General features: G+C 36.1%; 21 protein-coding genes, 3 pseudogenes and 1 riboswitch. Of the genes and pseudogenes, 19 read left to right on the forward strand and 5 right to left on the reverse strand.

All coding sequences use genetic code 11. The annotated features are described in order from the left end of the window. Nucleotides 1-2 precede the first annotated feature (2 nt). On the forward strand, nucleotides 3-473 hold the full coding sequence (locus QWZ06_RS21035; protein WP_290300967.1) for a cupin domain-containing protein: 471 nt from the start codon (nucleotides 3-5) through the stop codon (nucleotides 471-473). Nucleotides 474-874: 401 nt separating this feature from the next. On the opposite strand, the gene QWZ06_RS21040 is transcribed toward QWZ06_RS21035, so the two are convergent. Together QWZ06_RS21040 and QWZ06_RS21045 are read right to left on the reverse strand one after the other, a co-directional pair. Beyond that, nucleotides 875-1,282 (reverse strand): thioredoxin fold domain-containing protein, encoded by a 408-nt coding sequence (locus tag QWZ06_RS21040; protein WP_290300968.1) that lies wholly within the window; start codon nucleotides 1,280-1,282, stop codon nucleotides 875-877. A gap of 50 nt (nucleotides 1,283-1,332) precedes the next feature. Next, nucleotides 1,333-3,402, reverse strand: a complete 2,070-nt coding sequence (locus QWZ06_RS21045) for a TonB-dependent receptor plug domain-containing protein (protein ID WP_290300969.1) — start codon at nucleotides 3,400-3,402, stop codon at nucleotides 1,333-1,335. A 124-nt stretch (nucleotides 3,403-3,526) separates the two neighbouring features. Between QWZ06_RS21045 and QWZ06_RS21050 the strand changes: the two genes are divergently transcribed. The 10 genes and pseudogenes from QWZ06_RS21050 (at nucleotide 3,527) to QWZ06_RS21095 (ending at nucleotide 14,034) form a co-directional block, all read left to right on the forward strand. Continuing rightward, complete coding sequence (locus QWZ06_RS21050; RefSeq protein ID WP_290300970.1) at nucleotides 3,527-4,678, forward strand: homogentisate 1,2-dioxygenase; 1,152 nt, start codon at nucleotides 3,527-3,529, stop codon at nucleotides 4,676-4,678. Nucleotides 4,679-4,861: 183 nt separating this feature from the next. Continuing rightward, nucleotides 4,862-6,373 carry a succinyl-CoA:acetate CoA-transferase ScpC gene (scpC, locus tag QWZ06_RS21055; protein WP_290300971.1) on the forward strand — a complete coding sequence of 504 codons (1,512 nt, stop codon included), beginning with the start codon at nucleotides 4,862-4,864 and terminating at the stop codon, nucleotides 6,371-6,373. Nucleotides 6,374-6,590: 217 nt separating this feature from the next. Next, nucleotides 6,591-7,864, forward strand: a pseudogene (locus QWZ06_RS21060) (acetyl-CoA hydrolase/transferase family protein). 138 nt (nucleotides 7,865-8,002) lie between these two features. Then, entirely contained in the window at nucleotides 8,003-8,794 is a 792-nt protein-coding gene (locus QWZ06_RS21065; protein WP_290300972.1) for a hypothetical protein, read from the forward strand. A 238-nt stretch (nucleotides 8,795-9,032) separates the two neighbouring features. Further along, nucleotides 9,033-10,163: a 4-hydroxyphenylpyruvate dioxygenase gene (hppD, locus tag QWZ06_RS21070; protein ID WP_290300973.1), complete on the forward strand. Its 1,131-nt coding sequence runs from the start codon at nucleotides 9,033-9,035 to the stop codon at nucleotides 10,161-10,163. A gap of 73 nt (nucleotides 10,164-10,236) precedes the next feature. Then, a complete protein-coding gene (locus QWZ06_RS21075) occupies nucleotides 10,237-10,698 on the forward strand; it encodes a hypothetical protein (protein ID WP_290300974.1) in 462 nt (153 codons plus the stop codon). A 56-nt stretch (nucleotides 10,699-10,754) separates the two neighbouring features. Beyond that, nucleotides 10,755-12,001, forward strand: a pseudogene (gene fahA, locus QWZ06_RS21080) (fumarylacetoacetase). A 148-nt stretch (nucleotides 12,002-12,149) separates the two neighbouring features. Then, nucleotides 12,150-12,503, forward strand: coding sequence for a GxxExxY protein (locus tag QWZ06_RS21085; RefSeq protein ID WP_290300975.1), 354 nt, complete (start codon nucleotides 12,150-12,152; stop codon nucleotides 12,501-12,503). 84 nt (nucleotides 12,504-12,587) lie between these two features. Then, entirely contained in the window at nucleotides 12,588-13,409 is an 822-nt protein-coding gene (locus QWZ06_RS21090; protein WP_290300976.1) for a flavin reductase family protein, read from the forward strand. 19 nt (nucleotides 13,410-13,428) lie between these two features. Next, the gene (locus tag QWZ06_RS21095) at nucleotides 13,429-14,034 is read left to right on the forward strand and encodes a hypothetical protein (RefSeq protein WP_290300977.1); all 606 of its coding nucleotides are present in this window, start codon (nucleotides 13,429-13,431) and stop codon (nucleotides 14,032-14,034) included. 59 nt (nucleotides 14,035-14,093) lie between these two features. Here QWZ06_RS21095 and QWZ06_RS21100 read toward each other — a convergent pair whose 3' ends face one another. Together QWZ06_RS21100 and QWZ06_RS21105 are read right to left on the reverse strand one after the other, a co-directional pair. Beyond that, nucleotides 14,094-14,609: an Ivy family c-type lysozyme inhibitor gene (locus QWZ06_RS21100; protein WP_290300978.1), complete on the reverse strand. Its 516-nt coding sequence runs from the start codon at nucleotides 14,607-14,609 to the stop codon at nucleotides 14,094-14,096. A 94-nt stretch (nucleotides 14,610-14,703) separates the two neighbouring features. Further along, complete coding sequence (locus tag QWZ06_RS21105) at nucleotides 14,704-15,546, reverse strand: alpha/beta hydrolase family protein (protein ID WP_290300979.1); 843 nt, start codon at nucleotides 15,544-15,546, stop codon at nucleotides 14,704-14,706. Between the two features lie 267 nt (nucleotides 15,547-15,813). Between QWZ06_RS21105 and QWZ06_RS21110 the strand changes: the two are divergent. The 8 genes and pseudogenes from QWZ06_RS21110 to tenA all read left to right on the forward strand — a co-directional run bounded on the left by QWZ06_RS21110 (nucleotide 15,814) and on the right by tenA (nucleotide 21,248). Then, nucleotides 15,814-16,586 (forward strand): annotated as a pseudogene (locus QWZ06_RS21110) (HipA family kinase). After that, nucleotides 16,573-16,956 carry a DUF3037 domain-containing protein gene (locus QWZ06_RS21115; RefSeq protein WP_290300980.1) on the forward strand — a complete coding sequence of 128 codons (384 nt, stop codon included), beginning with the start codon at nucleotides 16,573-16,575 and terminating at the stop codon, nucleotides 16,954-16,956. Before QWZ06_RS21110 ends, QWZ06_RS21115 begins: the two are co-directional and overlap by 14 nt. 21 nt (nucleotides 16,957-16,977) lie before the next feature. Continuing rightward, on the forward strand, nucleotides 16,978-17,574 hold the full coding sequence (locus tag QWZ06_RS21120) for an alpha/beta hydrolase (protein WP_290300981.1): 597 nt from the start codon (nucleotides 16,978-16,980) through the stop codon (nucleotides 17,572-17,574). Nucleotides 17,575-17,582: 8 nt separating this feature from the next. After that, the gene (locus tag QWZ06_RS21125) at nucleotides 17,583-18,005 is read left to right on the forward strand and encodes a prolyl oligopeptidase family serine peptidase (protein ID WP_290300982.1); all 423 of its coding nucleotides are present in this window, start codon (nucleotides 17,583-17,585) and stop codon (nucleotides 18,003-18,005) included. A 193-nt stretch (nucleotides 18,006-18,198) separates the two neighbouring features. After that, nucleotides 18,199-18,291: riboswitch (TPP riboswitch) on the forward strand. Between the two features lie 60 nt (nucleotides 18,292-18,351). Then, on the forward strand, nucleotides 18,352-19,149 hold the full coding sequence (gene thiM / locus QWZ06_RS21130; RefSeq protein ID WP_290300983.1) for a hydroxyethylthiazole kinase: 798 nt from the start codon (nucleotides 18,352-18,354) through the stop codon (nucleotides 19,147-19,149). Beyond that, complete coding sequence (gene thiE, locus QWZ06_RS21135; protein WP_290300984.1) at nucleotides 19,146-19,781, forward strand: thiamine phosphate synthase; 636 nt, start codon at nucleotides 19,146-19,148, stop codon at nucleotides 19,779-19,781. The genes thiM and thiE overlap by 4 nt, the downstream gene beginning before the upstream one ends. After that, a complete protein-coding gene (gene thiD, locus QWZ06_RS21140; RefSeq protein ID WP_290300985.1) occupies nucleotides 19,778-20,611 on the forward strand; it encodes a bifunctional hydroxymethylpyrimidine kinase/phosphomethylpyrimidine kinase in 834 nt (277 codons plus the stop codon). The genes thiE and thiD overlap by 4 nt, the downstream gene beginning before the upstream one ends. Next, the gene (tenA, locus tag QWZ06_RS21145; RefSeq protein ID WP_290300986.1) at nucleotides 20,598-21,248 is read left to right on the forward strand and encodes a thiaminase II; all 651 of its coding nucleotides are present in this window, start codon (nucleotides 20,598-20,600) and stop codon (nucleotides 21,246-21,248) included. The genes thiD and tenA overlap by 14 nt, the downstream gene beginning before the upstream one ends. A 137-nt stretch (nucleotides 21,249-21,385) precedes the next feature. Here the strand turns inward: tenA and QWZ06_RS21150 are convergent, their stop codons facing one another. Next, the gene (locus QWZ06_RS21150; protein WP_290300987.1) at nucleotides 21,386-24,154 is read right to left on the reverse strand and encodes a TonB-dependent receptor plug domain-containing protein; all 2,769 of its coding nucleotides are present in this window, start codon (nucleotides 24,152-24,154) and stop codon (nucleotides 21,386-21,388) included. Between the last annotated feature and the right edge of the window lie 47 nt (nucleotides 24,155-24,201).

A 24,201-nucleotide genomic window follows, 5' to 3' on the forward strand; every position in this document is an offset into this window, starting at 1 on the left:
CGATGAACAAAATACCAAGACGAATCGTAACCGGAATCAAAGATGGAAAATCCATCATCATAGAAGATCAACAGGTTGAAAATGCCATAGAACATTTCCCAGGATTGATTATTTCAGATATATGGAATACTCAAACTACCCCTGCCAGCCTTGATTTTGAAACCAGAATTCCCAATACCGGATTTCCACAAACACCCAAAAACGGAACCTACTTCCGATATGTAGTTGTCCCACCAGATAAAGATTTAGGAGTTGAATTCAAAAAAGGAGAACCTCATCCGATGATGCATCAGACACCAACACTAGACTATATCATCATTCTTTCCGGTGAACTTTATTTGATTATGGAAGAAGGAGAAACACTCCTGAAACCAGGAGATATTGTGATCCAAAGAGGAACTAATCATGCCTGGAGCAATAGATCTGATCAACCATGTATACAATTGGCTGTTTTAATAGATGCTAAAGATTAATTTTTTTTTCACAAATTTTATAAATAAAAAAGATCTGCTAAACCTGTTCAATCTGTGAGAGTTATTTTTTTGTTGGAAATCGCAAAGACGCCAGATCTTAAAATAATATACTGCTTTAAGGCGCAAGAAAATCGAAGATTTTCAGCAGTACAACACTGTTATTATTTTGCCACGAATGCACGAATAATTCTTATACAGTTCAAAGCCTATGTGCCTAAGTGGTTTCAAAAGATTGAACGACATAGACACATATATTTTATTTGTGAAATTATGCAAGTGCTATTTTATTAGTGCATTCGTGGCATTAAAGCGGCATTCAAATTTTATCACAGATAAAATCCTGGCGCCTTAAAAATATATCAAAAAAGAAAAACCTTCGCGCATTAGCGTATTCCAACACATTACAACGTCGAAATCTCTTTCAATTTCTGTTTCATCTTTTCAGGCGTAATCAATCCCTCCTGGTAGTATACTAAATTCTGATTCTTATCCAAAAAAATCCACAACGGATACACAGGCTGCTCTTTATTTTTAGACAAAGCCAGCGCCAGTTCATGAATTCCGGAGCTTCCATTCGATAAATATCCAAATTCATGACCTTGAAAACTGACTTTTTCTCTTGTTTTCTCAGCTTCAAAATTAATCAGGTAAAATTGGTCGTTCATTATCTCGACCAGGTCTTTATCTTTATTTAAGCGGAAAGTTTCTACTTTACAAACTGAGCACCAATCTGTATAGAGATGTATGACCACAGGTTTTGGAAATTCTTTCTGCAGATGTTCTAACTCAGAAAAAGTCCCTGTCTTCATCTGAGACAAATAAAGACAGGGCACAAACATTAAAAATAAAATAAAAGGTCTCATTTTAGGGTATATTTCACTCCCAAGAATCCTCTGATACGCTGCATTGGAGCATAACCATATGCGGTATCGAAAGTATAATGGTTGGGATTGCTGATAGGGTCATCAACATGTTTATCAAATGGATCAAACGGCCTCATCAGAGGATCTTTAGGAGTAAAATTGAATAAATTTTTCACCCCACAATACACTTCAAATCCAGACTTAAAGCTTTTTGAGACCTGAATATTAGCTAAAGAATAAAATGGCGAATATTCAGGACGGAAGTCATTGGGTAAAACAGGAAGTCTCATTGGTCCATAAAACTGTCCTGTGAAATCTACAGTTAGGTTACTTGGAAATTTATACGTCAGACTATAGGTTCCACTCCACTTTGGCGCGTGAAGTTGCTGTGTTTTTTGATTTTCATCATTATATTTTTGGTAGACATCAAGATAAGTAACTCCCAAATTAACGCTTAATGGAAACGAAAAACTGAAGTCTACATTCAAGGAAGCTCCTCTGGAAATTCCATATCCGTGAAGATTATCATAGATGATTTTATTCGGATCAGAATCAAAGTCACCTACGATTTTATTACTGAAATAGGTATAGAATGCAGAAGCATCCAGATTCACCATACGATTTCCAACAGGAATTTTCCAGATATAATTTAAATTACCATTTACTGATCTTTCAGGCAGAAGATCCGATTTTACAACCACTTCTCTGGAACCCGTTAATGCAGCATGATCTTCAGTAAAGAGGTTAACGACTCTAAATCCTGTTCCAAAATTAAATCGTAAAGTATGATATGGATTTGGGGAAAATTTCCATGCAAATCTTGGAGAATGTACAGAATGATGCACTTTATCGTAATCATAGCGGTATCCTAATAATAAGGTATTTTTATCATTGATCTCCCATTGATCCTGAACAAATACACCCCATATCGGTGACTTCATCGGTGCATTGGTTACTCCATCAGAAGCCAGCGTTCCCGGAGTATTGTCATCATAAAAAGTTCTTTTAAAAGTAACTCCGGCAGTAATATCATGCTTCCCAAAACTTCTGTCCCAATAGGTTTGTACAAAGGCGACTTTCTGAAGAGCATTAAACGGATTCGCACCATAAAAAGAATTCTGATCATGGTAATTATAGGAAAACTGCGTCACGATATGTTCCTTCATTGGCCACTCATACAGCCCAAAAACTTCTGCTCTATTTGTATAAATACTTTCTCCATACACTTCATCGCTTCCACGGAAAGATTTATTCCATTGCATTTCACCACCGAAACGGTCTTCATACAAATATCTTACAGCAAAACTGGCTTGTCTGTTTTCCTTTCTTTTAAAATTCCATTTATTAAAAACAGAAATTCTGCTTTGTAAAGTAGTATCTGTAAAATTATCTTTATTCTGGTCTATCTTTTCCTGGAAGCTGAAGTAATTTAAACTTAATAATGAAGCAGCATTCTTTCCTATATTAAACTTTGTGGAAAGATCAAGATTATTTTCCGCCCATGAGCTGGTCATCATATCCACACTCAGCTTTGGAGCCGTTAATGCATTTTTTGTGATGATATTAATAACGCCACCCATTGCTTCAGAACCATAAATAGAAGAAGCCGGACCTTTTACCACTTCTATTCTATCTACTAAACTATTAGGAATTCCACTCAATCCATATACTGTAGAAAGTGAACTTACAATCGGCATTCCATCTATCAGGATCATTGTATAGGGGCCTTCCAGACCATTAATATGAATATCTCCTGTGTTGCATACGGAGCAGTTCAATTGCGGTTTTACACCGTTGACCATACTGATGGCTTCAAAAATACTTGGAGTAGGATTTTTCTGGAAAAATTTCTGGCTATAGATCTCAACAGCTACAGGGCTTTTGGATCTACTCATCGGTTTTATGGTTCCGGTAACCACTACATCATCAATATTACTTGTCTTGAATTCCTTTTTAGAAACTTTTATAGAATCAGTGTTTTTATGTTGATTGACACTTAAACTATCTGTCTCCTGGGCAAAACAATATGAAGATAAAAAAGTAATAGAAAATAATATTCGCTTCATGAAATTAAAATTGTTAGACAAATCTAACAATTATTTTTGAAACACAAAACTTATATATAAATAATTTAGATTAAGCCAATTCATGAAAAATGATTAAATTTGAGAAACTACATATGAAAGTAAAATGAGATATCATCTATCGGGAAACATCCCACAAAAAAGACATACCGTCTTTAAATCTCCGGAAGATAAATTTTACTATGAACAGCTTTTCGGAACGGAAGGCTTTCACGGTATCTCTTCTCTGTTATACCATATTCACCGTCCCACGCAAATCAAGTCAATTGGAGAGCCGAAAGATGTGACCCCCAAAATAGCGGTGGAGAAAAATATTACGCCAAGAATGTTCAAAGGAATGAATGTAACTCCTGAGGACGATTTTATGGACAGCCGTAAGATCCTTTTGATGAACAACGATCTGAAAATGGGATTGGCTAAGCCAAGAAAATCAATGGATTATTTCTACAAAAATGCAGAATGCGACGAACTTTTATTCGTCCATGAAGGAACCGGAATTTTAAAAACATTTGTGGGAGATCTTGAATTTGGTGTTGGTGACTATCTTATTATTCCAAGAGGAACTATTTATCAGGTAGAATTACAATCTGAAAATACAGTGTTCTTCGTACTGGAAAGCCATTCTCCTATTTACACTCCGAAGAGATACAGAAATGAATTCGGACAGCTGTTGGAACATTCTCCATTCTGCGAAAGAGACATCGTTGCTCCTGCTTTTAAAGAACCTAAGGATGAAAAAGGAGAATTCTTAATTAAAGTAAAAAAAGAAAACCAGATCACAGATTTCATCTATGCTACACACCCTTTTGATGTTGTAGGCTGGGATGGATATTTTTATCCTTATAAATTTAATATCAAAAACTTTGAACCTATTACAGGTAGAATTCACCAACCGCCACCGGTTCATCAGAATTTTGAAGCCCATAATTTTGTAGTATGTTCATTCTGTGCAAGGATGTATGATTATCATCCGCTTGCAGTTCCGGCTCCTTACAATCACTCCAATATTGATTCTGATGAGGTATTATTCTATACAGAAGGTGATTTTATGAGCCGTAATCATATCGACTTAATGGATTTTACTCTTCACCCGGGAGGAATCGTTCACGGGCCTCATCCAGGAGCTATGGAAAGAAGTATCGGAAAAAAATTCACTGAAGAATATGCCGTAATGGTAGACCCTTTCCGTCCTTTAAAAATTACGGAAGAAGCTTTAAAAGTGGAAGATCCGTCCTACAAAACTTCATGGTTGGAATAAAACAGGAGAAGATCTTTCTTATCATTGAGAAAAACTATTACTGAATACATACAAAAGACGCTTTAAATCCTTTATTTGAAGCGTCTTTTTTCGTAAATTTGTAAGGTATGGTTCACATATATACCATCATTATTTTTCATAACGCATCCTAAGTAATGGTGGTTTAACAAAAATCAATATTACATGTTAGAAAGAATCAGATTAGAAAGCTTACAAGAAAAGGTAACTACAGCCGAAAATGCTGTAAAAATGATTAAAGACGGTATGATCATAGGATCTAGCGGCTTTACAAAAGCGGGTGACAGCAAAGCCATTTTGCCGGCGCTTGCTGAAAGAGGGAAAACAGAAAACCTTAAAGTCACTTTAATGACCGGCGCTTCATTAGGCCACGGTACCGATGGAAAACTGGCTGAAGCTAATGTATTGAAGAAAAGAATGCCATTTCAGGTAGATCCTACTTTAAGAAACAAAATCAATAACGGTGAAATTCTCTTCATCGATCAGCATTTAAGTGAAAGTGCCGAACTCCTTCACACCAAAAATCTTCAAAGCATTGATATTGCTATTATCGAGGCTGCTTATATCGAAAGAGACGGAAGTATTGTACCTACCACTTCAGTAGGAAATTCAGTGACGTTTGCAGCTTTGGCAAAAAAAGTAATCATTGAAATCAATACGGAAGTTCCGGAAGAAGTATATGGAATTCACGATATTTACCAGGCTGAAGATTACCCTTACAGAAATGTAATTCCAATTGTAGCTCCATGGAACAAGATCGGAAGAAAAAGTATTCCGGTTGATCCCAATAAAATTGAAGCCATAGTTTTCACTAATCTTAAAGACAGTCCTGCTGATATTGCAGAACCGGATGAGAAAACAACAGCCATCGCAAAACATCTTCTTGGATTCTTTGAAAACGAAGTACAGTTAGGACGTCTTACAGACCGATTACTTCCGCTTCAGGCAGGAATTGGAAAAGTAGCCAATGCTGTACTTACAGGATTTAAAGACAGTAATTTTTATGATTTAACCATGTTCTCTGAAGTTCTTCAGGACAGCACCTTTGATCTGATAGATTCCGGTAAATTAAGTTTTGCCTCAGCCTCATCCATTACCGTTTCTAAGGAATGTTATGAAAGAGTTTTAGGAAACCTTTCAAAATATAAAGACAAATTTGTTCTAAGACCTCAAAACATTTCAAATACTCCCGGATTGATCAGAAGATTAGGAGTTATTGCCATCAATACAGCCATTGAATTCGACATCTATGGAAATGTAAACTCAACTCATATTGGTGGAACAAAAATCATGAACGGAATCGGAGGTTCCGGAGACTTTGCAAGAAATGCTTACTTAAGTATTTTTGTAACCCAGGCGGCTTCCAAAGGAAATAATATCTCACACGTACTTCCAATGGTTTCCCACACAGACCATACAGAACACGATGTTGATATTTTGGTTACCGATGTAGGATTAGCTGACTTAAGAGGACTGGCGCCTAGAGAAAGAGCCCAGAAAATCATTGATAACTGTGTTCATCCAGATTATAGAGAAGAGCTACAGTCTTACTTTGACAGAGCTTGTGAACGAGGAGGGCATACTCCTCACTTACTGGAAGAAGCTTTCAGTTGGCATTTGCGATTTTCAGAAACAGGAAGTATGAAGCAACCGATAGCAGCCGAAGTTTCCAATTAAGAATTTCACAATCCAATTAAACCCTATAAAAGGATCAGATGTCATGCATTTGATCCTTTATTTTTTATTAAATTTATATAATTCGAATATGATAAAAGTCTTTCATTATCCTTTAAAATATTTGAAATAAATAGGGATATAAAGATTATCTTTGAGAGAGGTTAGGCATTTTATGAAATAAAAATTAGTCAGGAATTTTATAATAAAAAGATAAAATATGAATAATTACATCAGCGCAGAAGAAGCGATATATACAATAAAAAGTGGTAACCGTGTATTTTTTCACGGCAGTGCATGTACTCCCAATTACCTGATCGATGAACTGGCAAGACAGGCTCACCGATTAGACAAGGTAGAAATGGTTTCTATTACACAACAAGGAAATATAGAAATTGCAAACCGGAGTATAAAGACAAATTCTTTGTCAATTCCTTATTCGTATCTACACCGGTTCGTGATGCTGTAAACTCAGACAGAGGCGACTTTGTTCCTGTATTTCTAAGTGAAATCCCTATTCTTTTCAGAAAAAATATACTCCCGTTGGATGTGGCACTGATAACAGTTTCTCCACCTGATAAACATGGCTTTTGTACGCTAGGAACTTCGGTAGATATCGCAAGAGCAGCTGTAGATACTGCAAAAATCGTAGTTGCAATGGTAAACCCAAGAATGCCGAGAACCCATGGAGACGGAATGATTCACATCAGCAGAATCCATAAGCTGGTTTGGCATGAAGTAGAACTTCATACAGTAGACTATAGTTCAAAAGTTGGCCCTGAGGAAATGCTTGTGGGAAAAAATGTGGCTAACCTTATCGAAGATCGTTCTACTCTTCAAATGGGAATCGGAACTATTCCTGATGCCGTTTTGCAATGTCTGCATAATCATAAAGATCTTGGTATTCACACTGAAATGCTAAGTGACGGCGCCATCGATTTGATTCAAAATGATGTAATCAATAACAAATATAAAGGTTACAACGACAATAAAACCATTACCAGCTTTTGTTTCGGAACCAGAAAGCTCTATGACTATGTAGATGACAATACGGTATTTGCCTTCAAAGATGTAAGTGAAGTGAACTTCCCTATCAATATTATGAAGAATAAAAAACTGGTAGCCATCAACTCAGCCATTGAAATTGATCTTACCGGACAGGTTTGCGCCGATTCTATCGGAACGCTGCAATACAGTGGTATTGGGGGGCAAATGGACTTTATGCGTGGAGCTGCTTTAAGTGAAGATGGAAAACCTATTATCGCGATCACTGCAAGGACAAAAAAAGGGATTTCCAGAATCGTTCCTTTTCTGAAACAAGGCGCAGGCGTTGTAACCACCAGAGGGCATATTCATTATGTGGTGACAGAATACGGAACAGCTTATTTGTATGGAAAAAATCTCCGCCAGAGAGCACAGGAGCTGATTAGCATTGCTCACCCTGATGATAGAGAAATGCTTGAAAGAGCAGCTTTTGAAAGGTTTAAGCATTGATAATCAAATAGTAACAGATTTTAATGCTATTTTTTATTTAGAATTTAAAAATATATCTTTAACTTATACCAATAAATCATAAAAAAGCCTTAATATTTTGGCAGTATTTTTGATAAAAATCTTTTTAAAACAAGGAAATTGAAGACTATATACAATTCAATACGAGAAGAAGTTGTAAAGCATTCGAAGGTAAGGAATTCTGTTTTGGGGAATGTGAATGAATGGAAAAGAAGCCATTATATTATTCTTTCCGAAATTATTAAAGATGAACTATCTGATGCAGAAGAACTTAAAGGAGGCAAAAAATTTGAAATCGGAAATACTATTTCCCATGTTACCCTACAGCGTTTTTTTGAAAATGATTATCAGGACAAAACCCATAGTGATTTAAGATTCTTAAAAACCCTGGATAAAATATGTATTTTTCTGGGCTATAAAGACCTCAATGACTATATTCTTTCTATAAGACATTCCAAAAAAAATAAGGATGAAAATGAAGATTTATCATTTATGACCAGGTTGGTATATGATTATTGTGCGCAAGCTTTTGAGTTCTGTAAACAATTTCCTGATCATAATACCGAACTTTTCAAAGAACTGGTATTTGATGATTCTCCATTTTTAGAGAGAATTTCGCAGTTCAGCAAAGAACTCTGCGACAAAGAGTTTCAGCTGGTAACGAAGAACAATAGATCTAATTACGAAGTATTTGACATCCATATTGTTACAGACGATCCCGAAAAAAAAATACTGGAAACTCAGGAATTCTGGAATCTTTTATTCAAAGTAGGTGAAACCGGAGAAGAACATTTTGTGAACCAACTCAGTACGCAGATTTATTTTTTTAAAAAAGTAGATAATACCTGGAAAATCTGGGACAACTATAATCCGGACGCAGGAATGCTCAACAGAAAGATAGAAACCCCATAAAATAAGAAAGCCGCAGATAATCTCTGCGGCTTTCATGTTCGAAATATTTTTTTCTCACTTGTTTTTTGTATTACAAATGTAGTCAGCTTATTTCAAACTTAAGAAACTTAAATATACTTAAGTGAACACTTCTTGAACTTTATGTTAAATATCTTCAATGAATCAGCCATAATATTTTCGCTATGTCCAAGAATTTTGTAATTTGCATACCAATAAAATAAAAGTAAAAAGAGAAAATATGTCAACACTTACATTTGCCGAGAAGATTGCTCAAGCAGAGAATTTCTTACCGATCAACGGTACAGATTATATTGAGTTTTATGTAGGAAATGCAAAACAGGCTGCCCATTATTACAAAACCGCTTTTGGTTTTCAGTCTGTAGCATATGCTGGTCCTGAAACAGGAGTGAGAGACCGCGCATCTTATGTGCTTCAACAGGGAAAGATCAGATTGGTACTTACTACAGGACTTAAATCGGACTCTCCTATCAACGAACACGTAAAAAAACATGGTGACGGAGTAAAAATTTTGGCACTTTGGGTAGATGATGCTTATGCAGCTTTCGAAGAAACAACTAAAAGAGGTGGAAAACCTTATTTAGAGCCTGTAACTTTAACTGATGAGCATGGTGAAGTAAGAATGTCCGGTATCTATACCTATGGAGAAACCGTTCACATGTTTGTGGAAAGAAAAAATTACAACGGAGCTTTCATGCCTGGATACGAAAAATGGGAAAATGCCTATAAGCCTGAAGAAGCTGGTTTATTGTATGTAGACCACTGTGTAGGAAACGTAGATTGGAACAGAATGGTTCCTACGGTAGAATGGTATGAAAAAGTAATGGGATTTGTAAACATTCTTTCTTTTGATGACAAACAGATCAATACAGAATATTCTGCATTGATGTCTAAAGTAATGTCAAATGGAAACGGATATGCAAAGTTCCCTATCAACGAGCCTGCAGAAGGTAAAAAGAAATCTCAGGTAGAAGAATATCTTGATTTTTATGAAGGTGAAGGTGTACAGCACATTGCTGTTGCGACAAAAGACATTATCCATACGGTAACTGAGCTTAAAAAACGTGGTGTAGAGTTCCTTTCTGCTCCACCAGAAGCTTATTATGATATGGTTCCTGAAAGAGTTGGTCATATTGATGAAGATCTTAAAAAACTTCAGGAGTTAGGTATACTTATTGATCATGATGAAGAAGGATATCTATTACAGATCTTTACTAAACCTGTAGAAGACCGTCCTACTCTATTCTTTGAAATCATTGAAAGACATGGTGCACAGAGTTTTGGTGCCGGAAATTTCAAAGCATTATTTGAAGCATTAGAAAGAGAACAGGAAAGAAGAGGTAATCTTTAATTTTACATTTTAAAAATATAAGTTTTGTCAGGATCCTAAATTCTGGCAAAACTTTTTTATAAAACACAGCATAATGAGAAAACTTTTAATTGGAATTTTATTCTTTGGAACCTTAGGGGTAAAAGCACAATATGGATCATTGAATGCAATTCTAGACAGACTTGAAGCAAGAAGAGGCATTAATCAGCACCTTGAAAAAGTAGACATCGATAACAAAAAGTTTGTCTTCATTAAGGATGAAGCAGACCACACAGAAAGAGATTTTATCGTCATTAAAGGGAATAATGCAACTTATGTAGAGGTTTTTGACGATAAAGCTACTGGTGAAAGCAGTTCCAATGTCTTTACCGGTGATATTGTCAGAAAAAAGAACATCGTTTCCTTACGCGCAGATGTACTTGAAGGTAAAAAAATCCCGATGCCTGTCACCAAAACATTATTGCTTACCCAACAGGACAATATTCTTTATCTTATTGATGTCAATACCAGAGATCGATGGATCGATGAAGTATCTTACTCAAAAAAGGCAAAATAAATTTTCCGGGGAAAGTTTCTCAGGATGATATTTTAATCTAACTAAAATCTAAACTTATGAAATCATTTGTAGACTATTCCTCAAATTCGGATTTTTCTATACACAATATTCCTTTCGGAGTGGCAGTATTCAACAAAGAATATATTGGATGCTGTACTAGAATCGGAGATCAAATTGTTGATCTCGCCACCCTTTATGATCTTGGTTATTTTGAAGACATCGAAGGATTGGATGACAATGTTTTTGAAGCCTATACAATCAACGAATTTATAGAATTAGGTAAACCTGTTACCAACGTAGTTCGTACAAGAATCCAGACATTATTACAGGAAGGGTCTGCATTATCAAAAGACCAAAAAACAATTGAAGAGGCCTTCTACGACCTTGATAAGGTAAAAATGATGATGCCGGTTCACATTCCAAACTATACAGATTTCTACAGCAGCATTGAACACGCTACCAATGTAGGAAAAATGTTCCGTGATCCTGCCAATGCTTTATTGCCTAACTGGAAACATTTACCGGTAGGTTATCATGGCAGAGCGTCCTCTATTGTTGTTTCAGGAACGGATATCAACCGTCCAAAAGGTCAGACAAAACCTGCTGATGCGGATAAACCTGTTTTCGGGCCTTGCAAACAATTGGATTTTGAACTGGAAATAGCTTTTATCGTCAACAAAAATACAGAGATGGGAGAAAGTATCTCCATTAAAGATGCGGAAGATGCGATCTTCGGAATGGTGGTATTCAATGACTGGTCTGCAAGAGACATCCAGGCATGGGAATATGTTCCGCTAGGACCATTTCTTGCGAAGAACTTCGGTTCATCTATTTCTCCATGGGTAGTTACCCTTGAAGCTTTGAATCCATTCAGAACGACTTCTCCTACACAGGATCCGGAAGTTTTAGATTATTTGAAATTCGAAGGTGACAACAACTATGATATCAATCTTGAAGTCTACATTCAACCTGAAAACGGAGATCAAAATCTGGTCTGCGAAAGTAACTACAAATACATGTACTGGAATATGCTTCAGCAGCTTGCTCATCACACGATAAACGGCTGTAACGTAGAAGTGGGTGATATGTATGCAAGTGGAACGATCTCAGGAAGCGATCCAAAATCTTTCGGTTCTATGATGGAATTAACATGGAGAGGCCAAACCCTTTATCATTAAGCAATGGTGAAGAAAGAAAATTCATTGAAGATAACGATACCGTTACAATGAAGGCTTGGGCTGAAAAAGATGGTGTGCGAGTAGGTTTCGGTGAAGTTTCAGGTAAAATTATCCCAACACTTTAATAATTATTTAAACACTTAAGTTTTTTAAGTTATATGATAATGGTAAAATTAAGTTCACTTTAGTTTTGAAAATCTTCGATTTTCGTTTTCTAAACATTATGATGACTCAAAAATTGATTAACGATCTTTCCTACAAAATTGTTGGAGCTTGTATAGACTAGCAGGCCCCGGTTTGTATGAAGAAGTTTATCATCAATGTTTAGAAAAAGAATTTAATCTGTTAGGTTTAAAATATCAAAGTGAACTTGAAATACCATTCTTATATAAAGGAAGCCATATAGACTGTAAAGTAAAATGTGATTTTTTGATTGAAGAATTAATTGTTCTTGAATTAAAATCAGTTACTGAAATTCATCAAATTCATAAATCACAAACTATGAACTATATGAATCTTTTAAAAGTACCCCGTTCAATCTTAGTTAATTTCAATGTCACAAACCTTTATTATGAAGGCTGTGAATTTTTTGCCTCTAAAATATTTAAAGAGCTTCCCAAAGAATGAAAATCGTAGATTTTCAAACTTAAGTGACCTTCTATATGCAGGTTTAGAAATAACTAAAATAACTTAAGTGTTAAAAAGAAAAATATGAAAACAGTAATTCCCACTGAATTAACCTCCGTACAGCTTCAGACTATTATGCAGACGGCCGTTTCACCACGCCCTATTGCGTTGGCTTCTACGGTGGATAAAGATGGTAATCATAACTTATCTCCATTCAGCTTTTTCAATATGTTCAGTACAGTTCCTCCGATTCTGATCTTTTCGCCATCAAGGAGAGTGCGTGACAATACCACGAAACATACGCTGGAAAATGTATTGGAAGTACCGGAAGTTGTGATTGGAACAGTAAATTTTCCGATCGTACAACAAATTTCTTTAGCTTCTACAGAATATGGAACAGGTGTTAATGAATTCGTGAAATCAGGTCTTACGATGAAAGATGCAGATCTTGTACAACCTAAGCTGATTGAAGAATGCCCTGTAAATTTTGAATGTAAAGTTTTAGAGGTAAAATCTCTGGGCGATCAGGGCGGAGCAGGAAATCTGGTGATCTGTGAAGTTCAGAAGATTCATATCCGTGAAGAATACCTGAATGATGCTGGAAACCTTGATCAACAAAAATTGGATATGGTAGCTCGCTTAGGCAGTAACTGGTATTCCAGAAGTAATGAAAACAGTTTGTTTGAAGTTCCTAAACCTTTGGTAACAAAAGGAATTGGCTTTGATCTTTTGCCGGATGTTATCAAATACAGTAAAGTATTTACAGGAAATGACTTGGGAATGCTGGCAAACGTTGAGATATTACCTTCAGGCGAATGTTTTTCAGAAGAACATATTCATCAAGATGCTCAAAAGCTATTGTTGGAAAGTAAAATTGAAGAAGCCTGGAAGATTTTAATTAAATAACACAAACACAATTACACACATGAAGAAAAAAATCTTATTCCTTGCTCTATTAATCACTTTACAGTCCTGCCAGATTACTCATGTCAAAAAAGATTATGGGATTTACAGTAAATCATTAGTATTTTCAAAAGACAAAAAATGGCTGATTAACAACATCAAAACCGGTGTAGACTCTGATCACAGAGAAATGATGAGTAAAGAAGTGATGAAACTTTTTCAAGATCTAAGTAATGGCAATGCTTATGATTTAAAAACAGCCAAAGCAGAAAATATAATCCAGAACAGCATTCCATTTGAACCGGAAATGGAAGATCTTGAGACCTTGAAAAACAACTCTGATTTTAATTATCTGGTCAATATTTATACAATGAAAGTCAATAACGGTTTAGATCGTGCCGCTGGCGAGCTGTATGAATATAAAAAAAATGAAACGTTTGCTACTATGGACATCTATGATATTAAAACCATGAAAAAAATATATTTATTGAAAGCATATTCTGAACTCTCAGTGGATAAAGGTGAAAAAGTAAACATTTTCACTCCGACAACCGAAATGATGACCATGAAAAACTTCAGGAGTCTTTTAAAGTCGATAAAAAAGAATGCTGTAAAAACCGAACAATAATTCAATAAAAAAAGGAGTGAAAATTTCACTCCTTTTTTGCTGTAACGAACACTAAATCATTATTTAGTATCCAATGTTTTTGAAACGGTAATTTTTCCCTTTTCTGCAAACTCAGTTACTTTACCATTTTTATCAATGGCAACATTTAGATTATCATTTTTAGAATCATAATAAACAGAAGTAGCATATCCGGGGCAATCATGCTGTTTACATCCATGAAGTTTATAAATCCCGTTTTCAGAAACGATAGGACTTTCTACATCGAAATTTTTTATCATTTCATCATAATCTTTTCCTACCAATTTTTTCAATCTTTCAGTTAAGCTCTTGTCTTCAAATAATTTGATATCATGAGGATACTTTCCATCATTTTTGGTAATAATTTCAACTGCAGCAGTCTTTGAAGGAGCTGCAACCGATGCTGAATCTGTCTTTGGTGTCGCAACAGAATCTTTGGGCTGTACAGTGGCCATTGTATCTGTGCTTACAGAAGATTCTGTTTTAGCTTCTTTTTTACAAGAAACTACAATTCCTGTAAGTGCTAGCGCTAATGCGCCCATAATAAGTTTTTTCATAATGATATTGAGTGTGTGATTACTATATTACAACGTGATTCTGTATTGTTTTATTTTAAGTCTATATACGCTGGAACCCTTTAGTAATGATTCTCTACTTTATATTTTTGATCAAAAAGTCAATACATTTTTCCGTTACGGTATTCAGGTCTTTGGGTAGATCGGAATCTGTCCAAGGTTCTTTCGCTCCAAAAGTATGATTCCCATTCTCAATAAGAAAGAGCTCTGAATTTGGATGTAAGAGATGGAGATGCTCTGCCTGTTTCACGCCTACAGCCTCATCCTGAGTTCCATGAATAATGAGCATGTGAGCTTTAGCCATTTCTGTTGCCCTTTCTACATCAAACTGATGGATATTTTTTTCATAATCCTCATAAAACTGATAATAATGAGGCATCTCCTGTTGGGTACGTCCGTTTAAAGCATAATAAACGCCTTCTTTTTTCCAGTTTTCGAAAAATTCTCCTTTTGGAAAACGGTCTAAAGTACCTACACTGGCCAGCGTAATCAACCCATTGATCCTTTCATCCTCAAAAGTTTTAATAATGGAAATCCCTCCTCCTCTGCTATGCCCCATCAGAATAACCTTTTCCTCATCTACGTTCGGATTTTGAATAAAATGATCAATAACAATCCCCAAATCAGACAATTCTTTAGAGTAATTGTTATTCCCAAAAGCTTCCAGATCAGCAAAATGATCAGGATTATCTACGGTTGTTCCATTATGGGAAAAATTAAATTTCACGAAGAAAAAACCTGCTTGGGCAAACTTTTCGGCCATTAAATCCCAAGCTCCCCAATCTTTATAGCCTTTATATCCATGAATAAAGATCACCAAAGGTCGTTTTTTTTGAACGTCATTGTAAAAAGCATCAGCAAGAAAACCTTTTTTTTCTTTATTTTCTAAATAAATATTCTTTTCACTCGTCAAATTCATAAAATAAGTAGCTTTTATTATTCTCTGTATTTAGAATACTAATTTAATTAGAAATTTCTGAAAAAGACCCTACCTTTTATTTTTAATTACCAGGATCAGGAAGAAAGTGTCCTTTATTGGAAATAGATATACTCTTACTGCATACAACAGATTCAGGATATATCTTAAATCTTTATTATTTACCACCGGTAATTTATTTTTAAAAATATAAAACAGGAGAAAAGGAATTCACAAAAAATTATAAAAAAATAACCTTATTTTTGCTTCATGCAGAATTTAAGAACAGTAACGGTAATGCGTTATATTCTGCCATTGAGAGAGGGAGGTTCTCTTCCCGCTCTGGCAGAAGCTGATGATGATTTTAAATATGTCTTAAAATTCCGTGGCGCAGGTCATGGAGTTAAGATGTTGATCTCTGAATTTATAGGTGGAAAGATTACAGAAGCTATGGGATTAAAGATTCCTGAACTTGTATTGATTAATCTTGACGCAGATTTTGGCAGAACGGAAGCTGATGAAGAAATACAGGATCTATTAAAATCTTCTGAAGGTTTAAATCTTGGTTTACATTATTTATCCGGTTCTATTACTTATGATCCGAGTGTAAAAGTTGATCCTCTTTTAGCTTCAAAAATAGTATGGCTGGATGCTTTTATTACCAATATTGACCGTACGTTCAAAAATACCAATATGCTGATGTGGCATAAAGAGCTTTGGATCATTGATAATGGAGCATCATTTTATTTTCACCACTCATGGCAAAATTTTGACGCTGCGGCAAAAACGCCATTCAAGTATGTGAAAGACCATGTTCTTCTTCCCAAAGCTAACAAGCTGGATGAAGCGGATAAGTTCGCTCATGAAGTATTGAATGAAACTCTTTCAGGGAAATTGTGAACGCGATTCCTGAAGACTGGTTACACTGGAATGATGCTGATGAAACTCCTGATGAGATCCGTGAAATTTATTTCCAGTTCCTGAAGACCCGATTCGAAAATTCTCAAATCTTTTTAAACGAAGCTAAAAATGCAAGAGGATAAAATATACGAATACGCGGTAATACGCTTAGTACCAAAAGTTGAGAGAGAAGAATTTTTCAATATCGGACTGGTCATGTTTTCTAAAAAGGAAAAATTTATCAAAATAGAGTTTTATTTATGTCCTGATAAATTCAAACTTATGCACAGTAAACTGGATTATGATGATATCATTCAAAATCTGGAAAGCTTCCAAAAAATAGCGAATGGTGAAAAAGATGGTGGTCCTATTGCTCTGCTTGATATTCCTGAGCGTTTCCGTTGGCTTACTGCTGTAAGAAGTGCTGTTGTACAAACTTCCCGACCTCATCCCGGAAAATCTAAGGATCTGAATACTACTTTTGGTAAACTTTTTGAGGAGTTAGTAAAATAAGATTCCCTCAAAAAAAATAGTATGAAATTATTTAACTCCATATCAACGAACAGGTTTTTTAGAAGCCTGTTTTTTATTGTATTATTAAGTTCTTCCCAGATCGCTTTTTCTCAATCATTTTCTCAATCTCCTGAGAAAGTGAAGCGGGTAAAAAGCACGCTCCTGCCGGAAATAGCAACAGTAACTGAGAATATTGTCTATAAAACAGGTAAAAAAGGAGACTCTCTTGCTTTGGATTTGTATACACCCAAAAATTCCTCTGGTAAACTTCCTGTATTAATCTATGTTCACGGAGGCGGATGGATAGAAGGAAATAAAACCGTGCACGCCGACGATTATCTTGAAAATACTATCGTTAAACTTATGGCGAAGCAATATGCTGTGATCACTATCAATTATACTCTTCTGAATGACAGCACCCACTTTCCTCTCCCATTGGAAGATACCAAAGATGCAATACGATGGGTAAGAAAGAATGCTGAAAAATATAACTTCGACACCAGCAATATAGGTCTCTTCGGTGCATCAGCCGGAGCACACTTATCTCTAGTAGCCGCCTATACTCCAGATGATACATTCAAAGGAAGCCCTGATCTTTCATCTTATTCAGCAAAGTAAATTATGTAGTGGATCATTACGGGCCTGTTGACCTCAACAAACTTTTCCATACCAGACTGGGAACCATTCCGGTGGCTTTGGTCGGAATGGTTTCAAAAAAGATTGTAAACTTACAGCAAGGGTTGGTAAAAGGAATCTCAGGGTATGATTTGAAAAAAGATCAGGACAGAGCTATTGATTATCTAAAAACCATCTCTCCATCAACGTATACTAAAACAGGTGTTCCAACTTTAATTGTTCAGGGAAACAAAGATAAAATTGTTCCGTTAAGTCAATCTAAAAAATTATACAGAAAGCTTAAGCGAGCAAAAGTAGATACCTCATTAATTATCATTGATAATGGAGTACATAGTTTTTCTACAACCGATAAAGCAGCCCTTGATAAAATGGTAGATCAAACAGTGGATTTTATCGTTTCTCAGAAAAAATAAAACACTACATCTGATCTACCCAAATAGTTCCAACTCCCAAGATCAGAAATACGATAAAAATAAAACAACAGTTTCACTCTGAAAGAAACTGCATGATTCGTCCTTCGCACGGGTAAAAGGGCTGGTAGAGAGATAATATGCTTTGTAAAATCTGTAAAAGGTTTTTGCTTCCTCTGATAATTTTTATACATTTGTTTTGCTTTAGGGGTATTCTGAAAAGAATTGAGAGAGTCCCTTTGAACCTGATACGGCTTACACCGACGTAGGGAAAAGCAAAATGACACGACACCTCTTGTCTTTTGTTTCGGATTTTTTCCTAAAGCTATTTTTATCTTTAATCATAACAATGGAAAAAAATCTTTGGGAACAAGTTTTACTTGTACGACAAAAGTCTCCTCTTGTTCATAATATAGCCAATTATGTAGTGATGAACAATACCGCCAATGCACTTTTGGCTGTAGGAGCTTCTCCGATTATGGCGCATGCACGCTCTGAAATCAAAGAAATGATCAATATTGCCCATTCATTGGTGATTAATATTGGTACTCTTGATGAATACTGGGCTGAATCTATGATGATGGCTGCTGAGACTGCAGATACTCTTCATAAACCATGGGTCTTGGATCCGGTAGGTGCAGGAGCCACTTCTTTTCGTGATCAAATATTACACAAACTTTTACAATTTCATCCAACCGTGATCAGAGGTAATGCGTCTGAGATTATTGCGTTGGCTAAAACCAATACAACAGTAACCAAAGGCGTAGACAGCACAGCAGAAAGCAATGACGCTGTTGAAGCTGCACAAATCCTGGTTAATCAATACAACACGATTGTATGTATTTCGGGGGAAACGGATATTATCCTAAGTAAAAATCAATCGATACACATCAAAAACGGGCATATTCTTATGACCAAAGTAACAGGTCTGGGATGTTCTGCTACAGCATTAATTGGTGCATTCATCGGAGTTATAGAAGACAAAGTATCCGGAACAGCTGCTGCTATGGCATTATTGGGGATCGCAGGTGAACTGGCTGTTCTTGAAAGTAAAGGCCCCGGCAGTCTTCAAGTCAACTTGATTGATAAGCTCTACAATATTACCGAAGAAGAATTTACAAGCTATTTAAAAATAGAAAGATCATGAGTAACATTACTTTCCCTTACTCATTATACCTGGTGATTTCTGAAGCAGATTGTATGGGGAAAAACTTTCTGGAAGTTGCAGAACAGGCCATATTAGGTGGTGTAGATATTATACAGCTTCGCGAAAAAAAAGACAGCACCGAAGTATTTCTTCAAAAAGCCCTACAACTTATTGAAATTACCAATAAATATAATATTCCGCTTATTATCAACGATAATATCATCGTTACCGAAAAAACCAATTCAGCAGGAATACATGTTGGCAATAGTGATGCAACACCTCAGGATCTTAGACAACGACCTCTAATCGGGAATAAAATAATTGGGTATTCTATAGAGCACCTGACCCAGCTTGACAATGAACAAACTTCAGTAGCTGACTACCTGGGAATAAGTCCTGTTTTTAAAACAAAAACCAAAACAGATACTATTACCGAATGGGGACTAGAAGGGATTACCCAAATCAGGAAACTTACGAAAAAGCCTTTGGTTGCAATAGGTAATATTCACCTGGACAATGCAAAAGCAGTCATCAATGCCGGAGCTGATTGTCTCGCAGTAGTTTCCGCAATATGTAGTGCTGCTGATCCTCAAAAAGCGGCTTATGAATTAAAAAATGAAATTGTAAAATGAAAAAATACAAATACCCTTCAGTATTAACTATTGCAGGTTTCGATGGAAGCGGTGGTGCCGGTATTCAGGCAGATATTAAAACAGCCTCTGCTTTAGGTTGTTTTTCCACATCCGTATTAACAGCTTTACCTGTACAAAACACCCAGGGAGTACGAAAAATATATCCTATTCCTGTAGAAGCAGTTGCTGATCAGATCAAAGCGATTCTGGATGATATTGTTCCTGATGCTATTAAAATTGGAATGGTTCATACTCCTCAACTTGTAGAAACCATTGTTTCCACATTAGCGGAATATCCTAAAATACCTATTGTCTTTGATCCTGTAATGGTTGCTACCAGCGGACATCGTTTGATTGAAGAGGAAACTATTACAGCGCTCACAGAAATATTATTTCCCATTGCTGATGTTATTACTCCCAATATGGATGAAGCTGCAATCCTAGCAGATATGAAAGTCGAAACGCTGGAAGATTTATATACTGCCGGCACCAGAATCAAAAAACTGGGCTGTAAAACGATTCTTCTTAAAGGTGGCCATCAGGAAGCCTCAACCATCACTTCTCTATTTTATGATGAAAATGAGAATTTCCATTCTTTTGAAACACAGAAGTTTAACACCAATAACACCCATGGTTCAGGCTGCACCCTTTCCTCTGCTATTGCTGCCTACATTGCTCAGGGCAAAACCCTTTATGAAGCCGTTTCTCTTGGACAACTATATATCTATCAGGCTATAGAAAACGGAATAGATGTACAAACAGGCCATGGAAACGGTCCACTGAATCACTTTTTTAATCCTCAAAAACTTATCAAAAATGAAATGGTCTGAATCAACCTGGAATGATATACAAGAATGCTATCAATCTATTCTGAATATGCCTTTTATCAAAGAATTATCAGAAGGTAGTTTACCACAGGATAAATTCCGTTTTTATATGGCTCAGGATTCTTTATATCTGGAGCATTTTGGAAGAACTCTTTCTCTTATTGCAACAAAGATACCTGATCTTCAGGATGTACTTACCTTTATGCGTTTTGCAGAAAATACAATTGTTGTAGAAAATGCCCTTCACGAATCATACTTCAAAGACTTTGGGCTCACTGATAAGGGTATTTTACAACCAGCATGCCATCATTATATTCACTTTTTAAGAAGTACTGCAGCGCTGGAATCTGTAGAAATTGCGGTGGCGGCAGTTCTCCCTTGCTTCTGGATCTATCGTGAGGTAGGAAATTATATTTATGAGATTCAAAATACAGTAAACAATCCGTATGAAAAATGGATCGCCACCTATGCCGGAGAGGAATTTTCAGCAGCAGTGGATCAGGCAATTGCCATCTGTGATAAAATAGCCGAAAAAAGCACTGAAGAAACCCGAAAAAAAATGACAGAAGCCTTTATTACCGCATCCAGAATGGAATATCATTTCTGGGAAGCAGCCTATGATTTGAAAGTCTGGAAGTAGGAAAACTGGAGAATGGAACCTATTGAAGTCCTACCGGTATTTTGGTATTATTTTATAAATAATTCAGAAGTTAGTATTGATTATAATAAAAAACGGAACCTAAAAGTGGTTCCGTTTTTATTGAATTTCAGTATTGATTAAAAATTGAAATTAAGCCTTGTGAAAACATACCTTCCGTTTTGTCCAAACTGTGAAGTGGAACGAGAGTAAATAAATTGATCGTTATTACTTGATGCCGGTAAATTTTTAGTTGGATAAATATCAAACAGGTTGTTTACTCCTAAAGTTAATCCTACATTCTTTGTAAACTGATAGGCTGCTGAAATATCAGTAATGATTTTATCACCGATTGTTTGGTGCTCATCAAATCCAATGATTCCATCTCCGTTCGCATCAAGAACATCTGCGCCGGTCACTTTTCCGAAATAGGTATTTCTAAGATAGAAAGTAGCTCCCTTCCATGTCAAAGTATGTGATAAACTTGCTTTTACTCTTGGTACCGCTTCTTCCAGATATACTCTTGATTTTTCAGAGAAATATACTTTTTCAAGATTCGGAGATTTTAACAATCCTGCAGAGTGAATTTCTCCTACCTGTCTCGTTTGATTCAGGTTGATGGCAAAACTATTATCTAGTTTTACACCTGAAAATCTAGCATTATGAGCAATCACAATATCCAAACCTTTTGTTTCCGTATCGATGGCATTGGTGAAAAACTGAGCCGCATTTACATTTAGCTTATCAAACTCTATTTGAGCTTCCGTAGGAACATCTTTTCTTAAGAACTGATCGGTCAGAATGATTCTGTTATCAATTTTAGTGAAATATCCGTCGGCCGTGAATGTTAAGTTAACAGATGGAATTTTATACGTAAATCCTACACTTGCAGATTTTGAAGTTTCCTGTTTCAGCTTTGGAATATTTAATTGTCCTGCCAATCGGGAATCATTGCTGTATGTTCCCACTTCAAGAAGCTGCCCGCCAGTAAATAAGGTAGACGTTACATTATAATAAATCTGGTGAATAGATGGAGCTCTGAATCCTGTAGAACCTGCAAATCTCACATTGAAATTAGGAGCTACTTTAATTCTTGAAGCTAGTTTATAGTTAAATGTAGATCCAAAATCAGAATAGTTTTCATATCTAGCTGCTGCATCTACCAAAAGCCAGTCCGTAAAGTTAAGCTCTACATCTGCATAAGCGGCTAGCGACTGCCTGTTCTTATTCACTGCATTTTCAGGCTTAAATCCACTGAAGACTTGTGAGCCTCCCGGAAGAGCCTGTCCAAAGAAATCGGTTGGTCTTTTGGTTGTATTGTTCCAAGGGTTTCCCAAAACATCATATACTGTATAAGAGGCTTCTTCCCCTGCTGTCATTTTAAAGTTTTCGAAACGGTGTTCGCCACCAAATGCCACATTCAGTCCTTCCAATACATCATATTTTTTTGAAAAATCTAGATTGATGGTATTTTGGGTAAACCTTAATCCTCCTGCATCAAACTCATTCGGAGAAGCAAATCTTAAAGAAGTGTTTCCCGTATTTCTGATATTGTATGTAAAGGAGTTTTGCCCGAAAGTATTACTGAAATCAATATTCCAGCCCTCCCATTTTCCTTTGATTCCTGCAGCCAGGGAAATATCCTGAATATCAGTTCCTATCTGTGGTAGGTAACCATTAGGATACAACCCTGTAAAAGTTCTGTTTTCTCTTGGTCTTCTGTAGAATCCTCCGGAAACACCATGTCTTAAACTATATCCGCCAAAAGTATATACCTTCCAGTTCTCACTTACAGGAACCTCAGCATTAATGAAAAGCTGATGGTTGTTAAGCTTAGACTGCCCTACCTGCATATTGAAATCTTTTCTTGTTTGTCCTCTGTAAGCAAGCTCCTGATCAGTAATATAATTCAAATAATTGGTTGTAAACTTAGTAGGATCCGACAAAACTTTCTGTAAATCACCAATCGTATTGGCAGCCTGTATATTATTTTGTAAAGTTTGATCAAAGTAACTTACCCCCTGAGCATACTGGTGAATATAGTTTACAATTTGCTGAGAATTGGGAGTATTTCCAATATCTGTAAAGAGAGAAGAAAGATTTACTCCATCATTTAAAGCACGTTGCTCAATGGCATTATATGCGTTATAAATAGGAGCATTTTCAGTTCCCGCTCTGTAGGTTGGGTTTCTGAACTGTGAAGACCAGGTAATATTGAAAAAACCGCCTTTAGTTCCTATTTTTTGACCATAGTTTAGGTCTAACTGAATATTCTGGCCGTCAAAATTCCCGGTATGGTCATTGGCTGCAGGTGTTAAATTTCCACCATAGCTGATCTGGCCAGTCAGTTTTCCGGTATCTCTTTTCAGTTCGAGGTTCATTACTCCGGCAATGGCATCAGATCCATATTGTGCAGCAGCTCCATCTCTTAAAACTTCTATTCTGTTTAAGGCAAATGAAGGAATGGCATTCAAATCGGTGCCTACGGTTCCTCTTCCCGGTGTTCCGTTTACATTGACTAAAGCAGAAGTATGTCTTCTTTTTCCATTAACCAAAACCAGTACCTGATCTGGTCCCAATCCTCTTAATTGTGCAGGATCCAAGTGGTCAGTTCCATCCGAGTTCGTCTGAACTGTAGAGGTAAAAGACGGGGCAATGGCATTTAGAATTTGTCCTATATTAGATTGAGGTAGTACTACTGAAGCTTCCTTTAGATTAAATACATCTACAGGAACCGGGCTGTCGGCCTTTGATCTTGCCCCAGCTCTGGAACCCAGAATAACAACTTCTTCTACATTATTGGTTTTAACGGTGTCTTTTTTTATAGTACTGTCTTTTTCCTGACCGTAAGTAAAAACTCCTAGAAAAAAAAGAACGGATGCTGAAAAAATAGTTTTTTTATTGCTCATATCATTTCATCAATTTGATTAGACATTTATGTTTTTTGCAGGTGCAA

It is taken from the genome of Chryseobacterium tructae (assembly GCF_030409875.1).
Lineage (GTDB): Bacteria > Bacteroidota > Bacteroidia > Flavobacteriales > Weeksellaceae > Chryseobacterium > Chryseobacterium tructae.